Here is a 15,523-nt window from a genome sequence, read left to right as displayed (position 1 = left end):
GCATGTACCCAATCTTAGTAGAGGATGCACTCTAGCCTTCATAAAGAGTGCATCCTTCCCCTCAAGGGATACACGCCTAACCCTCATAAGGCATGTACCCAATCTTAGTAGAGGATGCACTCTAGCCCTCAAAAGAGTGCATCCTTCCCCTCAAGGGATACACGCCTAACCCTCATAAGGCATGTACCCAATCTTAGTAGAGGAGGATGCACTCTAGCCCTCATAAAGAGTGCATCCTTCCCCATCGGATACATCCCAACCCTCATACGGCATGTATCCAATCTCATAAAGGATGCACTCTGCCTTGCATAAAAGAGTGCATCCTTCCCCTCAAGGGATACACGCCTAACCCTCATAAGGCATGTACCCAATCTTAGTAGAGGATGCACTCTAGCCCTCAAAAGAGTGCATCCTTCCCCTCAAGGGATACACGCCTAACCCTCATAAGGCATGTACCCAATCTTAGTAGAGGAGGATGCACTCTAGCCCTCATAAAGAGTGCATCCTTCCCCATCGGATACATCCCAACCCTCATACGGCATGTATCCAATCTCATAAAGGATGCACTCTGCCTTGCATAAAAGAGTGCATCCTTCCCCTCAAGGGATACACGCCTAACCCTCATAAGGCATGTACCCAATCTTAGTAGAGGATGCACTCTAGCCCTCAAAAGAGTGCATCCTTCCCCTCAAGGGATACACGCCTAACCCTTGATAGGCATGTATCCAATCTTAATAGAGGGTGCACTTAAGCATAAAATGAATGCAGCCTTCCCTTTACAGGGTTGACTCAATTTTCATCACATCTCATTTTAATTTTAATGAACCCTCATTTTACAAATCTTTGATCAATGGCACGAAAAGAACTTTTACAGCAGTTCTTTTGCCACCCATCTTACAGGATTCCACTTCACGGACAGAGCTTTTAAGCTTTTTTAAAACATCCATAAAATGGAATCATTAAAGAATTGATTTAGGCAATTAAGAGCAAATTTTGTCAAAATGTAGACAAAGTTTATTCTTTTTTATGATTGTTGTAATTTTACTATAGTCATTTAAAGTGAATCTATATATGATACGTATCGATATTTATTTATAGAAATAAATATAGGAGAAAACTATGAATATCAGATATTTTTTTATAGCGGGGGCGATTACAAGCGGTTTAGCTCTTGCGATTCAAAAGTCTGATCGTATAGTCAATCAAGCGCCCTCTCCTATTGTTGCTCCTTATACTGTTAAAAAGACACATTTGCATCTTTTTAAACAAGTAATGAGCCCATTGGATACATTGAATATACTGAGAACAGCAAATAGAACTGCATCAGAGCAAGCATCAATAAATGATATCTATGAAAAAGGAAAAAATTTATTGAATGCCATTGCTAGTTTTTTAGGCTCAATATTGATATATTTTCTGCAAATGGTTTCTGCAAAAGTATAAGATAAAAAAGTGTTTAAAATAAAGTTTTATACATTTTGTGTATAATATAAAATGAAATAAAAGGCCTTTTTTAAAAGGCCTTTTATTTTAATTTGTATGGTATTTTATAGATAAAAATTAGTCATTCAAAAACAGCACTTGATTTAATCTTTCCCCCTCTTGAATGGCTCTTAAGCTCTAGCCCTTAAAGCTCTCCATCCCATACTGTTTTTCGTCAAGGATAGACCACAATTCTGCCGTTTTCCCAGTCAATTCCTCTCTCTTTTTAAGAAAATGCCTTATCCCCCAACTTCAATGTCCCCCTATACCACGAGAACTGACTTCTAAGCCTTGATAAACCAAAACCTTGATGAATCCAAATTTCGATGAATAAAGTGCCTCAAAATATGAAATTCCCCTAAAATTTCTCTAACCCTTATCTCCACGCCTTAAAAGATAATATTTTGTCAGAATACTTTCTCTTCAGCCGAAGAAACAAAATTTCTCAATCTTTAAAAAATCCAGTGTTTTTTAAACTGTTTTCGCCTCTTGCGCGCTTCAATCCCTCTACTAGGGCTCCCCACTTTTAAAGCCCCCCACTTTAAAGGAAAGCTTTTTATACGCTCTTTTGGTAAATCTTATCCTCAAATATTCATCACAGATTTTCACAAAAAACACCAACTTTCACAAAAAACACCAGAATCTATGAAAATATCCCCACACCGGAAAGAACAGTATTTTACGCAGTCAATAATGATGTTTTTTTTCACTTAAGCTTAAATATTTTCTTATCTCTAGCGCGCTTTTTTTCACATAATAAAGTGACTTTTCTTAAAAAAAAGGAATAGATCTTTAAAAAATAAAAAAGGGACAAATTGACCATCACGTAACTTTGCCCCTCATCTTGAGAAAAAAATATTTTCAGCTTACTTTTTTAAAAGTTGCTGTACTTTTTGATTTTTTCCAGCCCTTCTATTGTGCTTTTATTGTGTATTTTGCCCTTGTATTTTTCTTGTATCTTTTTTGTATTGCTTTGGGGAGAAAACCTTTCAATCATAGTGCTCATGCTTCTTTCAATAAAGACTGTCATCAAATCAGAAGGCGCTCTTCAATACCTTCAGGAAACTAATCAATTTTTATATCCATAAATGCGATTTTACCCTCTTTGATATAAGTAATATCAGGAGAATGTTTTACCCCCTCAGCTTCTATAACAAGAGGTTCATCACTCACATCGTATCCTTGTTGCCTTAATTCTTGTTTTTTCTCCTCGACTATTTTTTGATGCAAATCTCGTTTTTGATGACATAAATAAGGATTTCTCACTCTGAACAATTGATAGCCATTCACTTCTATGGAGAAGATCTTTGCAACCTGTTCCAGCAGATCGTAACTGAAATTTCCTAGCCTTTTCACCTCTTGCGCCATTACCATCGCGCGTTCCAGATGGATTTTTTCAATGGTTTCATCAAAGCCAAGCTTTTCGCCTGCCGTAAAACTTTCATCATAAGAAGCTAATGTCTCCACATCCCCCAGCAAGGCAAGAGCTCCAAGATGCAACAACGCATAAGGAGCTAGCTCTGCTTCAACGGTTGACCATACTAAAGAGTCTCTTTCCCAAGGTGGAATACGATATTGAGAGCAAAGCATTTCATGCAAAGAATCATCTTCCATTACCCATTCTAAAGTTTTATCAAGTTCTTTCTTTAAGCGCTGCGCACTCACTTTCTCTTCATGAATTTCCAATCCATTAGGGACAAAATTTATAAATACCGTTGGCAAAACCCCAGAACTATAAGGATTAATGGTCTGACAAGCCGCCGCAAAAACACCGCTCATCACCAGAAGTCCACGATCAAAGGGTGAAAATTCTTCTATGTGTTTCTCGTTATAGAGAAACTGCACTTCGCGATCGGGTAAAAAGAAGGTCGCCAAATGATCTCCTTTTCTCAACAATTCCACGGACCACCCCAGACTTTTCAAAAGTTCTGTTGCGCTTTCCATGGTGAGAATTTCATCATCATCGACTAAGAACTCTTTTCCCTCTTGTTGCAAACGCCTTTTCTGCGCCTTGGCTTCGTCCTTCCAAAACTGCTGTGTTGCCAGATCATTTTCTTTCAGCACACGTTCCAGCTCGCCTTTCACTTGGAAATTCATTTTCATCCGTTTGAAGACAGAAACATAAAGAGCCAAAACCAACATGATAATGACCATGGAAATAGCCGTAACCACCCAGAGCTCGGGATCCAAGAGACTTACGACGATAGGATTATTGTTCATTTTCCCCTCTCATTCTCTGCTAAAGCCTATGCGAGAGAGAGTTTATCTGCTCTCGTACAGAGAGTGCTTCTTCTAATTTCTGAATATTTTTTTGCAATTGACCCGTCACATTGGTCCGAATTCGAAACATCACCGGAATCAAAAAAAGAGCACAGACCATTATGATGAGCGTTGCCTTAAAGATCACGAGATGCAGCACATATTGCCACCCTGTTAGCTGCCAATTTAAGACATCTGGTATTTCTAGAATCATTCTCCAAAAGATAATGGTCACAGCAAGAGCGAAGATAATTTTATAATCCTTTGTTGAAAGTAACGCTTGCTGGAACGCAAAAGAATGGGCGCTTTTATGCGTTTCTTGCTCTGATGTCCAATTTTTCTCTTTCATTTATTCCCTCTCACTCTTTGACAAAGCCTATATGCTAGAGAGTTTATCTGCTCTCATACACAAGAGTGCTTCTTCTCATTTCTGGATCTTTTTTTGCCAATTGGCGCATAAGACACACATGCGAAATGCGAAAATCAAAAAAAGAGCACAGAGCTTTATGGCTTGCGTCATGATAAAAATCATAAAAAATAACAATATTCGTGGGATCTTTCCCCCTCTTGCCTTCCTCAAACAGTGAAGAATTTCAACCCGCGCTAATCTTTAAAACACATCAGTCAAAATTCCCCCTTTTGTCAAGAAAATTTCCTCGCCCTCACACGACTAGAGTTCATCTCCAAGGCTCAATGAACAAAGCATCTAAAAATAGAAAACGCCCTAAAATTTCTCTAACCCTTAACACCACACTGAGACGCTCTTGAAAATTTGATAAGCACTGCTTGAAGAAAACAAAAAAAACACAGGCAAAACATCTTAATAGGACCCAAAACTGCTCTTTTACCTATCTTCCCCACTCAAATGATGAAATAAGCCCCAAACGCACTCTAAACTCTAGGGGAACCCCACATTTCTTTAGTCCCACGCGGTCTTTAACCCCACATGGTCTTTAACCCCCCACAGCCTATCAATGACAGTCTACAATTCAAGCTTTTTCCCAAAAATGCCATTCACCCTCCCCCTTTTAGAGAAATGTTATATGGCAAAGCCCCTCAAAAAACTTCAAAGGCAAAATGTTATCGAGAACACTCCCCATCAATGTTCAATTTCTCAGCATTTTTTTAGAGTTTTTCCTTCGCTCATGATTTTTCAAAAGCTGTCTCCTGCTCTTTCAACAGGCTTTTTAGTTCTTTTTTTAAACAAAAATATCTTCTCGCCAACTTAAAGACACCATAATAAAGTTGCAAAATCATCATGGGAATAACCGCAAACCAAGCTGTCACGAATATAAAGACAAGACCCAATATCATAACAAAAATCTCGTCCATTTTTACCCACGCACCCTTTTTATAGCGTTTTTGCTGAAGAGTTATTCTCCCCCGTTGCTCATTTATTTTGTTCAATATGCGCGCCTTTTTAAGCAACAAACACCACAATATGATGTAGAGGATCACCATAACGGGGGTCAAAACCACAACACCCACGCCAATAACTGTCCAGAGCTCACATACAGCGAGGAAAAAGGAACTCACCTGTCCCCCTGTCAATTGCTCTTGGGACTCTAACAAAGGTAGAAAGAAGGTGCGGTTTCCAAGCTCAATCATCAGTGAGAGGAGACAAATGACAAAACACTCTCGCACAGAAGAATACTCTTTCCCAGAAAGATTAATCAGTTCGTTATAAAATGTTGAATTTTTCTCCTTCATTTTCTCTTGCCTTTTTTATACAAACGCATTTTTATATAAGCACATTTCTTTTTTCACGCCCGCTCTTTTAAACACCCCTCTTTTAAGCTCCCCTCTTTTAATTAAGCCCCACGAAAAGTGTGACGCATAACTCTTCCCTTGTTTCCGAATAAATCTCTGAGAGATTTTTTTAAAAGAGATTTTTTAACACTCTTGCTCTCCAAATGACTAAGAGCATCACCCTCATCACAAATGACAATAGGCACCATCACCCTCTTTATCTGATAATTCTTCACCCCCTTTTCTTGTGTCATGCGTTGTATCACGAGAATGGCTGAACATGGTTTTCCCCCTCACGACAATGGCGAGAGCGCTCTATTTGGCTCTTGTCTGACATGTTTTAATTCGCGTTTCACGGTACAATACAGTCTCACACGCTTGAAGAAAAAAGAATAAAGTTCTAAAATAAGCATAACAACGCCTGCCGTAAAAGAGACTTCAAACAAAATGATAAAGCAAAGGAATGCGATAAAAAAACGTCTTATATTTTCTCTATGGTTTTTTGCGGGATGGTTTTGTTGATCAGTTATTTGACCCCGTTGCTGAAGAATTTTATTCAACTGCTGAATGTTTTTTTTCAACAAATGTGTTAAGATGAGATAAAGTACTAAGAGAACAGGCATCACAGCAAACACACAGACCATAATGACTTCACGCAACACAAAGAAGGCAAAAAGCATATTTTCTTGAGCAACAGTCAACGGCTTCTTAAATTCTAAGACTATCAAAAAAACCCACCGACACAGCGCAATGATTCCAGAAATAAGACAAATGATGCTATGCGCTTTATAGGAAAGAAAGGACTCTTCCAGAGCAAAAGAGCGCGGTTCTTTATCCCCTGTTGAGTTTTCCCCCTTCATTTGCTCTTCCCTTATTTACAAAACTGTTTTTTCTTTCTTGACACAAATCATCCCTTAAGTAAAACGCATTCTCACCCAATAAAATCCTTTACAGAGAAGGCACTAAAACACACGAGATATTCCCGATATTGCCCAAATACAAGGGATATTCTCAATCTTGATGGTGTCAATCATTAAAGACCACCCCCTCGCGGTTTTGTTTTAAAGAAGCACGCACCTGAACACAGCCAAACCAACAAGCCTCACCCCCATTTCATCACCCCTCATGAGTGATATAACACTCTGATAAGTCTATAAAAATACAGCACCTCATTCCATCATCCCCCATGACTTTAACAGTCTCATCATAATACCTCACCCACACCCACAACCGCCATATCCCACCGCCATGGGGCAACCATCCCCACACCGCACCACCTCACAGCCACCCCTGCGCTCACAGTTTGTAAAAACCATCGCAACAGCTCGAGGAGGCTCTTCTCGCCAATGCCCTTTTTTAAAGGCTTCATAGCCGTGTTTTTTAAAAAATACGCTTGATTCTTGCACTTATAATGCCTTTTGAAATAAACCCGTTGGGCTTATCTCTCATGAGAGTGCAACCCAAAATGCACACGACCATCTGCACATTGATTGCAGGTCAGTGCGTCCGCTTTATGGGGGACGCATGATGTCAAATAATCTCTTTTAAACAAAGACTTTTCCTCAGAGGATAAAGGTTTTCCTTGGCAAGTTATAAGGAAAAAGATACAAACACATTGTGAACAATTTTCTGATGAAATGTGTATATTTTTAAAGCAACGCATTTAGAGCAAAGGGAGGGGAGATGCAAAAAAAGAATGCGCATTATCGTTATTTAGTGGTAGGGGGCACAGGAATGCTTTCTCCTTTTTGCCAATCCCTTAAGCCCAAAGAAGCGATTATCGCCGCACGCTTTCTTTCCCCCAAAGTCCAGCTTGAGGCATTACAAAAACAGCAGTTGTGCATCCTGTTGGACTATGATTGTGCGGCATCAAAGATAAAGTTTTTAGAAGCCGTGAAGCAATGGCATGGTTTAAAATATTGCATATTATGGATTCATTCATCCGCCTTTGCCTTTTCTTGCGCATTAATTGAACAGCTAGCGCTTTTACCTAAACCACCGTGTATTCTTCATGTTTTTGGTTCCACCATCCATGATCAAATGATCACTGAGTGCGCACGCAAAAATAAGGTTGATTTCATCTCTATTCAATTAGGACAAAAGACAACGTCAAAAGGTCCACGCTGGCTGACCCATAAGGAAATAAGTCAACAGATCCTCGATGCCATAAAAAATCATATGAAGAAACAAAACTTATAATTCAATCCCTCCTTTTGCTTTTCTTAACCAAGCAAGCGCCCTCCAAACTCTGTGCTCAAAACGTTCTTTTAAATGACACTTTCTCAAAATCATGCGCATTGAGAATAAACACGCCCCCATGACAATTTGAAAAGACAATAAAGTCGATACTTTTAAAAACCAAATCTTTCAATAAAATGGTACAAAACACCTCCCCACCTCCTTCTCAAACCCCATCTTTTCAAAAAACTTTCCCCAACTCTTCCCACGCCATTCCAACTTATTGACACCTCTTCCCAAAACGCTTTCTATCGTTTCACCCGCAAACCCTATAGCTCTTTCTCTCAAATACCCTGCCTCAATTCACCCACCTCTATTCTCCCTCTTCACCCGACCATCCTTCCCATAACCCTCATACTCTTGACCAAACCCCTTTGCCTTTACAGATATACACTTTTATGATTTTAATTATTTACAGAAAAAAGGAAAACGCCAATGCTATCTCAAGCCTATTAATCATCATCTCCCTTTCCCTCAATTCCCTCATCCTTTCCACCCATCTTCCCAAAAAACTTTCCCCAATTTCTCCACGCCAATTCAACCTTTCCTCTATGCTCTCTCCAGACTCTCCATTTGCCCACCTCTACTCACGCCCTCTCATGCGCTTAATCAAGCGCACCTCCTTGCGCTTACAGCTCCACGCTTTTACGACTTTAATTATTTACAGAAAAAAGGAGAGAGCCAATATCATCTTAACACGACTGATCATCAGCCCCCTTCAAACAAAGGCAAATGTAAAATAAAAGAAACAACGGTGTGCACCATAGCTCCTATGCCCCCTCAAAACCATGGAGCAAAAGCATAATCTAAAAGGATGCCTCTACACCATTGAGGATGACATACGCTTTTTCAGCGCTGCGTTTAATTGCCGTGTAACCTTATGGTAAAAAGCATTTGATAAAAGAAGCAGAGAGTACCACACATGTTCCTCATTTTCCTTAGCTCTTCAGCACCCCTACACCCTCCTCAAACATCATGCTCCACACAACAGCCTTCCCATCCCTCAATTTTTTCTACCAATTCATCCTTTTTCCCAAAACTTTCTCCCAACTCTTCCCACCATTTCAACCGTTCCTCTATACTCTTCCAGACTCTCCATTTGCCCCTACACCTCTATTCACACTCCCTTCACCCGACTATCATTCCCACAACCCTCATACTCTTGACCAAAGCCCATTGCCTTTACAGCTCCACGCTTTTACGACTTTGCTTATTTAAAGAAAACTGTAGAGGTTCAATATCATCTTAAGACAACTGATTTAATCCCCTTTCAAACAATAGCAAATGTAATACGAAAACCTTCCAACAATTTATATAAAAAGACACCACTCTTCAAAACTTGCCATTTTCAAAATAATCGCCCATGGCAATCTTGAGAAGACAATAAAGTCGATACTTTTAAAAGCCAATCTTTCAATAAAGTGGTACAAAACACCTCCCCACCTCCTTCTCAAACCCCATCTTTTCAAAAAACTTTCCCCAACGCCCCCACACCATTACAACTTATTGACAACTCTTCCTAAAACGCTTTCTATTGTTTCACCCGCAAACCCTATAGCCCTTTCTCTCAAACACCCTGCCTCCATTTGCCCACCTCTATTCGCGCCCTCTCATGCGCTTAGTCAAGCGCACCTCCTTGCGCTTACAGCTCCACGCTTTTACGACTTTGATTATTTACAGAAAACTGTAGAGGTTCAATATCATCTTAAGACAACTGATTTAATCCCCTTTCAAACAATAGCAAATGTAATACGAAAACCTTCCAACAATTTATATAAAAAGACACCACTCTTCAAAACTTGCCATTTTCAAAATAATCGCCCATGGCAATCTTGAGAAGACAATAAAGTCGATACTTTTAAAAGCCAATCTTTCAATAAAGTGGTACAAAACACCTCCCCACCTCCTTCTCAAACCCCATCTTTTCAAAAAACTTTCCCCAACGCTCCCACACCATTCCAACTTATTGACAACTCTTCCTAAAACGCTTTCTATTGTTTCACCCGCAAACCCTATAGCCCTTTCTCTCAAATACCCTGCCTCTATTCGCTCACCTCTATTCGCGCCCTTTACCCAATTATCCTTCCCATAACCCTCATACTCTTGACCAAACCCCTTTGCCTTTACAGATATACACTTTTATGATTTTAATTATTTACAGAAAAAAGGAAAACGCCAATATCATTTCAAACCAATTGATTGGCATCAGTTCCCATTCCTCAATTTTCTCCACCCTTTCCACCCATCTTCCCAAAAAACTTTCCCCAACGCTCCCACACCATTCCAACTTATTGACAACTCTTCCCAAAACGCTTTCTATTGTTTCACCCGCAAACCCTATAGCCCTTTCTCTCAAATACCCTGCCTCTATTCGCCCTCTTCACCCAACCATCCTTCCCACAACCCTCATACTCTTGACCAAGCCCCATTGCCTTTACAGCTCCACGCTTTTACAACTTTGCTTATTTAAAGAAAACTGTATAAATTCAATATCATCTCAAGACGGCTAATTTAATCCCCTTCAAAAAAAGGAAAAGAAAAAGGCAAATGTAAAATAAAAGAAACAACGGTGTGCACCATAGCCCCTATGCCCCCCCCTCAAAACCATGGAGCAAGGGCATAATCTAAAAGGATGCCTCTACATCATTGAGGGCTACAGACGTTTTTTCAGCGCTGCGTTTAATTGCCGTGTAACCTTATAATAAGATATCAAACGTTTGATAAAAGAAATATACAGTGCCATAATAGGGAGCGTTAAGAACAAATCCAAAAGCCCTCCCAGCAGAATCATTAAAACCACCGTGGCAGCTTCTAGCATTTCGTTATGCATTTTATCCTCTCCCCTTTATAAATTAATTGATTGGGGGACTTTAGTCACTTCTTCCAATTGCTGAATTTTCTTTTTTAGCCGAGAGGTTAAAATTTCACGAAGGATTACAATAACAGGAACCGTTGCCAAAATACAGACCGAGAAAACAACAAAGTAAAAAAAGAAAATATTCATAGAAACAAATCTCTTCTCATCGTGCAAAAAATTTATCTCTGTATAGAAAGTCACATAGACATAAACTTTGAAAACCATAACCATAAAAGAGAGGCATACGTGGATGACATAATCTTTATTGGAAAAAGAGAGCCATTTTTTAAACGCATAGGAACTTATTTCTGTGTTCAGCACTAAATTTTGCTGCACGATCTCTTTGAGGCTTTTTTTAGAGAAACAAAACTGCTGCGGCTGTTCTTTCATCAAACGTCTTTGTTTTTTCACTCTAAAATAGAGCCTCAAACGCTTAATTAAAGAATAATAAGGGGCCACAATGGCCATCGTGACAAAAAGAGCAAAAACCGTCACAGCCTCGATAAGAAAACAGCCAAACGGCAGAAAAAAAATAAAAAGGGCAATAATCTCACGCTTCATGGTGATCATCTTATCGAGAGATCTTTAGCGGTTTTGTTTCTTCTTTCAGCTTTTGCCTTATTTTTTTCAATTTGCGCTCTTTAAAACGATGAAGTCCCCAAAGGATTGGAAGAGGCGTGAGAAGACAAAACCAAATCAATACCGGTAAGAGAAAAATAAGAGACCCGATTCCCTCCCATCTTGTCCACTGCTCTGGCTCTACCAGAGCTTTTGCACCCGCAGGAACGTCTAAAGCCATCATGATAAGCCCCGTATAAAACATTGTGCAAAACATGATGAAAAAGGAGTGAGCAATCATTTGATCCCTTTTTCCCCCTTTATCGCTTACCACTGAAGATAGCTTAAATTTTTTGCATGAAAAGAAAGACTCTTCAAATATTGCGTTTTTCTCCTGCATTGATCCCCTCTGTTTTTCTTATTTTGACGCGTCATTTTTGCGTTTTATGTAATTTACCTAAATGCTTTATTTTTCTCAATAATTTTTTTCACCAATCTTAAATTTTACATCCATATATTCTACTTCCCCATCCTTCATGTAAAGAATATGGGGACGCGCTTTTTTTCCATCAATCTCACAAATCGTGTCCTTTTCGTATACCGTATATCCCTGTTGCCTTAATTCTTCTCTTTTTTCCTCGAGCAAATTTTCATAAACAGAGCGTCTTCTATTGCAAAAATTTGGATCTTTGATTCTAAAATAGTCATAACTCTCCACCTCCATAGAAAAACTCTTTGCCGTCTGTTGAAGCAGATCATAACTGGGCTGTTTTGTCTCTTCTACCGCCTTAGCAATCGCTATCGCGCGTTCTAAATGCTCTTCTTTAATGCTTGTCTCAAAGCCCAGTCTCTCACCTTTCATAAAGCTTTTGTGATGAGAATCTAAAGTTTCAACATCCCCTATCAAGGCTAGAGCTGCAAGATAACGCAGCGCATAAGATGAAAACTGAAGGTTCTCAACTTTGTGTTCCCACGGAAGAATGTGATATTGAGAGCGGAGCATGTTGCCAAGATCAACCTCGCCCATCGCCTTTTCTAAAGCTTTCTCAAGCGCATGGCGTAAACACCCTGCACTGATCTTTTCTTCAAAAATTTCTAATCCCTTCAGATCAAAACTCAATTCAAGAGCAATCAAACTTCCAGAATTATAAGGATCGATTGTTTGGCAAGCCGCCGCATGGATACCAGAAACCACCGCAATGGCACAATCAAATTGCGGATACCCCTTCTCAGCATTATAAAGAAACTGCACTTCACGATCTGGTAAAAAGAAGGTTGCCAAATGATCCCCTTTTTCTTCAATTTCTACCCTTCCCCCCAAACTCTTTAAAAGCGCCGTTGCACTTTCCAGCGTGACAATTTCCTCATCAGCAAGAGAAAAGGTTTTGAATTCTTTTTCCTCAAATGATGGTTTCATCATCGGTGTTTCTCTACTCAGTGGCTCAAAAGCGACCGATTGTTTAAGCACACGTCTTAATTCTTTCCTCACTTGGCAATATAATCTCACCCGCTTAAAAGCAGAATAATACAATGCCCAAATAAACATCATGACCACAGCAGAAAGCAGTGTAAAAAGCGTCACGCCCACACCCCATGAAAATAGGACAACGATATCCATATCTCTCATTTTTCCCTCCCCTTCACACGCTTGTTTGCCGATAGGTAGCCGCTATCCGTTGGTCAATTGCTTGCTCCAATTGAACAATCTTTTTTTTCAACAAATACGTAAAAATAACACGAACCACAAAAGCAACCGGGATCAATATAAAAATTAAATCTAATATAAACAGCATGATAACGAAGAGAATAGCCGCGACACTGGTTTCCCACTCTGTCAACTTCACCCCAAGCAATGCTGGTAAGAAGAGAGCCGTTCTCAAAGTTGAAAGAGTGAAAGTCATGCAAAAGATGACTTTATAATTTTTACGTGTCAAAAAAGCTTCTTCCAAAGAAAAAACCTTTGAGTTCCCATCCCATGCTGTATTTTTTTCATGGTGCTTCATTTTTTACCCCTCATTTGTCTAAAAAGCTATTTTCATGAAAAGATGCTTTTGTCCTTACAATGAATTCAATTTACCACGATCAACCGCTCATTTTTTCTCTTGATCAAACATCACGCCCATAAAAGGGCGTTCTACAAGGCATGAAAAGATAAAAAGATGTATATTCATTTTGCCCTCCTCTCCACGCACTTACTTTGTTAAGAAGGAATTTTCCTCCGCTTGGCTAATTACTTGCTTTAACTGAGCAATCTTTTTTTTCAACAAATGCGTAAAAATAACACGAACCACAAAAACAACCGGGATCAATAAAAAAAGAAGCGCTGATAGAACAATCAATATGAATATGAAAATGAAGAGACTATAATTCCACCAATCTGTCAAATCCCAATCAAATAACAGGACAAGTGCCACTTTAAAAGCCTCAAAAATAAAAGCAAAGCAAAAGATAACTTTATAATTTTTGCGTGTTAGAAATGTTTTTTCTAAAGAAAAATCCCGTAATTTCTGATCTGATGGTCCCCGGTCTGATCTTGAATTCCCCCCATTATGTCTCATTTTTCTCCCTCATTTATCTAAAATTTTAGGCCATTTTCATAAATCAAAACTTTGTTCCTGATAATGTTTGTTCCTGATCATGAAGGCCATTTATCACCATGAATGGCTTGTCGATCAATTACTTGCCTTTTCTTTATCTTTTATGAAAACAAGAAAGCATTTTTCTTTTAGCTTTAAAGAGCATATTTTCCCTCCGCATTTATATCTTCTCATTTGTCTTATTTCCTCATTGTCTGAATGTCTGTTTTGTCTTCTCAAGCTACCTTTTATAAAAGCCACCTCTATTGCACACCATCCCTATTAAATGCCATTCCCATAGAATACCATCTCTATAGAATAATCGTACACTTTCTCCTTCACTCTTGCCTGTAAAAGCCCACTTGTTCAGTTTCTGGCTCTAAAATTCTAAGGAGTGTTTTTCCCTAAGATAAGCACCTTTTACGAAGAGAGACAAAACAGTTCAAGAAAATCAGCTGCGCGTTGATTTGTCTTGAGAACAGCTTGCATCATCAAGCCATTACCAAAGCCTACCCTTGAACCATCATCAAAGCATGGTGGAAATGGATTTTATGCTTGTCTTAAAGCCTCCTATTAAAAGCTCATAAAGTCTTTTGTGCTCAAAGGGTCTTACCACCGCCCCTTAAAGCGCGAAAGCCCTAAGATATATGTAGAATAGAATGCTTTATTTTCTTCTTTTTCTTCACTTTTCCCCCTCATTTTCTTGATAGAGGATCATCGGTGTTTTTTTCTGCTCAACCTCTTCTTCCAGTTGTCGGATTATTTTCTTCAATTGATGAGTTACAATAAAAAGCATTATAAAAACAATGGGTAAGAAGAAAAAAATACAAACGAGCATCCATGCCAATGGCTCTAAGAGTGTCGCAGAAAAAAAGTCTTTCCTTCTCCATATCTTAACGATAAGAGTAATAACTGTTGGAAGTGTCACCATAACGGTTGAAAGAGTGAATATTTTTTTATAGTCGCCCAAAGTAAGCGAAAGCTTTTTTTGATCAAACAGGCTGCTATTTTTCATTTTTTCACTTTTGGGCGATCTGTTGTAAGGCACTATCGCGTTCATTCAACACGCGTTTTAATTCTTTTTTCACACGACAATAGAGCCGCGCACGCTTGATAAACAGATAATAAATGACAACAATGGGCACCCATATTAAAGCATTTAAGAGCGTATAAAATAGTATAGAACAGACTGCTAATGTTATAAGACTACTGGTCATTTTGTTCCCCCTTGCTCTTTTTCATTTTGCGCATTCTGCATACGAATTGCCTGATCGCGCTGTTCTATGGCTTCGTCCAATTTTAGAAGCGTTTCTCTTAATTTTCTGGTTAATTTTATGCACATGACCCCAATGATGGGAAAAACGAGAAAAATTCCCACCCATGTAAGGTTATAAATAATGCTCGTTTTTGAAAGCGGCATTATAAAGCTAACCATCCTATCCTCCCACCATACCAATTTTGCGATAGAAAAAGCAATTTGTAGAAGAGAAATAAGAATAAAGGTAAAAAAGATTATTTTACATTCTTTTGCATAAAGAGGCAGAGATTCTTTGAAATTAAGCAAGCGCATTTTTTCCTCAAGGGTCTTATGCGTGAGATTCTGTCTTTTCATTTCTTCCCAGTCATTGCGTAACTGTTGTATGGCTTGCTTTTGTTGCGTCGTATTCTTTTTCAATTCTCGAGCAAGTTTAAAGGACACCCTCATATGCTTGATCAACAGGTAAGGAAGCCTGATAATGACCATAAACATCAAAATGACAATAATGAAGACCCCTAAAAAAGCCAAATATTTTATCATAATGTT

General features: G+C 38.9%; 17 protein-coding genes. 2 read left to right on the top strand and 15 right to left on the bottom strand.

Going from position 1 to position 15,523, the window contains the following annotated elements; all coding sequences use genetic code 11:
* Nucleotides 1-1,119 precede the first annotated feature (1,119 nt).
* The gene (locus tag FS875_RS06200; protein WP_144754543.1) at nt 1,120-1,443 is read left to right on the top strand and encodes a hypothetical protein; all 324 of its coding nucleotides are present in this window, start codon (nt 1,120-1,122) and stop codon (nt 1,441-1,443) included.
* A 1,104-nt stretch (nt 1,444-2,547) separates the two neighbouring features.
* On the opposite strand, the gene FS875_RS06195 is transcribed toward FS875_RS06200, so the two are convergent.
* The 5 genes from FS875_RS06195 to FS875_RS06170 form a co-directional block, all read right to left on the bottom strand.
* The gene (locus tag FS875_RS06195; protein WP_144754540.1) at nt 2,548-3,702 is read right to left on the bottom strand and encodes a DUF6990 domain-containing protein; all 1,155 of its coding nucleotides are present in this window, start codon (nt 3,700-3,702) and stop codon (nt 2,548-2,550) included.
* Between the two features lie 19 nt (nt 3,703-3,721).
* On the bottom strand, nt 3,722-4,090 hold the full coding sequence (locus FS875_RS06190; protein WP_144754537.1) for a hypothetical protein: 369 nt from the start codon (nt 4,088-4,090) through the stop codon (nt 3,722-3,724).
* A 794-nt stretch (nt 4,091-4,884) separates the two neighbouring features.
* A complete protein-coding gene (locus FS875_RS06185) occupies nt 4,885-5,451 on the bottom strand; it encodes a hypothetical protein (protein ID WP_144754534.1) in 567 nt (188 codons plus the stop codon).
* A gap of 332 nt (nt 5,452-5,783) precedes the next feature.
* Nucleotides 5,784-6,350 carry a hypothetical protein gene (locus tag FS875_RS06175; protein WP_144754531.1) on the bottom strand — a complete coding sequence of 189 codons (567 nt, stop codon included), beginning with the start codon at nt 6,348-6,350 and terminating at the stop codon, nt 5,784-5,786.
* A gap of 354 nt (nt 6,351-6,704) precedes the next feature.
* Nucleotides 6,705-6,896, bottom strand: coding sequence for a hypothetical protein (locus FS875_RS06170; RefSeq protein WP_144754528.1), 192 nt, complete (start codon nt 6,894-6,896; stop codon nt 6,705-6,707).
* A 277-nt stretch (nt 6,897-7,173) separates the two neighbouring features.
* On the opposite strand from FS875_RS06170, the gene FS875_RS06165 reads away from it, so the two are divergent.
* Nucleotides 7,174-7,689 (top strand): Rossmann-fold NAD(P)-binding domain-containing protein, encoded by a 516-nt coding sequence (locus FS875_RS06165; RefSeq protein WP_144754525.1) that lies wholly within the window; start codon nt 7,174-7,176, stop codon nt 7,687-7,689.
* Between the two features lie 491 nt (nt 7,690-8,180).
* On the opposite strand, the gene FS875_RS10825 is transcribed toward FS875_RS06165, so the two are convergent.
* From FS875_RS10825 to FS875_RS06125, 10 genes are all read right to left on the bottom strand, one after another.
* Nucleotides 8,181-8,309: a hypothetical protein gene (locus tag FS875_RS10825; protein ID WP_281282249.1), complete on the bottom strand. Its 129-nt coding sequence runs from the start codon at nt 8,307-8,309 to the stop codon at nt 8,181-8,183.
* Between the two features lie 2,072 nt (nt 8,310-10,381).
* On the bottom strand, nt 10,382-10,558 hold the full coding sequence (locus FS875_RS10185; protein ID WP_166428890.1) for a hypothetical protein: 177 nt from the start codon (nt 10,556-10,558) through the stop codon (nt 10,382-10,384).
* A 15-nt stretch (nt 10,559-10,573) separates the two neighbouring features.
* Nucleotides 10,574-11,080: a hypothetical protein gene (locus FS875_RS06160; RefSeq protein ID WP_144754522.1), complete on the bottom strand. Its 507-nt coding sequence runs from the start codon at nt 11,078-11,080 to the stop codon at nt 10,574-10,576.
* A 76-nt stretch (nt 11,081-11,156) separates the two neighbouring features.
* Complete coding sequence (locus tag FS875_RS10560; protein WP_246067874.1) at nt 11,157-11,387, bottom strand: hypothetical protein; 231 nt, start codon at nt 11,385-11,387, stop codon at nt 11,157-11,159.
* 231 nt (nt 11,388-11,618) lie between these two features.
* Complete coding sequence (locus FS875_RS06150) at nt 11,619-12,761, bottom strand: DUF6990 domain-containing protein (RefSeq protein WP_246067873.1); 1,143 nt, start codon at nt 12,759-12,761, stop codon at nt 11,619-11,621.
* A gap of 22 nt (nt 12,762-12,783) precedes the next feature.
* Nucleotides 12,784-13,146 carry a hypothetical protein gene (locus FS875_RS06145; protein WP_144754513.1) on the bottom strand — a complete coding sequence of 121 codons (363 nt, stop codon included), beginning with the start codon at nt 13,144-13,146 and terminating at the stop codon, nt 12,784-12,786.
* 189 nt (nt 13,147-13,335) lie between these two features.
* Nucleotides 13,336-13,701, bottom strand: a complete 366-nt coding sequence (locus tag FS875_RS06140; protein ID WP_144754511.1) for a hypothetical protein — start codon at nt 13,699-13,701, stop codon at nt 13,336-13,338.
* 700 nt (nt 13,702-14,401) lie between these two features.
* Complete coding sequence (locus FS875_RS06135) at nt 14,402-14,734, bottom strand: hypothetical protein (RefSeq protein WP_246067872.1); 333 nt, start codon at nt 14,732-14,734, stop codon at nt 14,402-14,404.
* 4 nt (nt 14,735-14,738) lie between these two features.
* Nucleotides 14,739-14,936, bottom strand: coding sequence for a hypothetical protein (locus tag FS875_RS06130; RefSeq protein ID WP_144754508.1), 198 nt, complete (start codon nt 14,934-14,936; stop codon nt 14,739-14,741).
* Nucleotides 14,933-15,517: a hypothetical protein gene (locus tag FS875_RS06125; protein ID WP_144754505.1), complete on the bottom strand. Its 585-nt coding sequence runs from the start codon at nt 15,515-15,517 to the stop codon at nt 14,933-14,935. The genes FS875_RS06130 and FS875_RS06125 overlap by 4 nt, the downstream gene beginning before the upstream one ends.
* Between the last annotated feature and the right edge of the window lie 6 nt (nt 15,518-15,523).

It is taken from the genome of Bartonella saheliensis (assembly GCF_902162175.1).
Note: the sequence above shows the minus strand (reverse complement) of the source record. Positions and strands in the feature narration are given on the sequence as shown.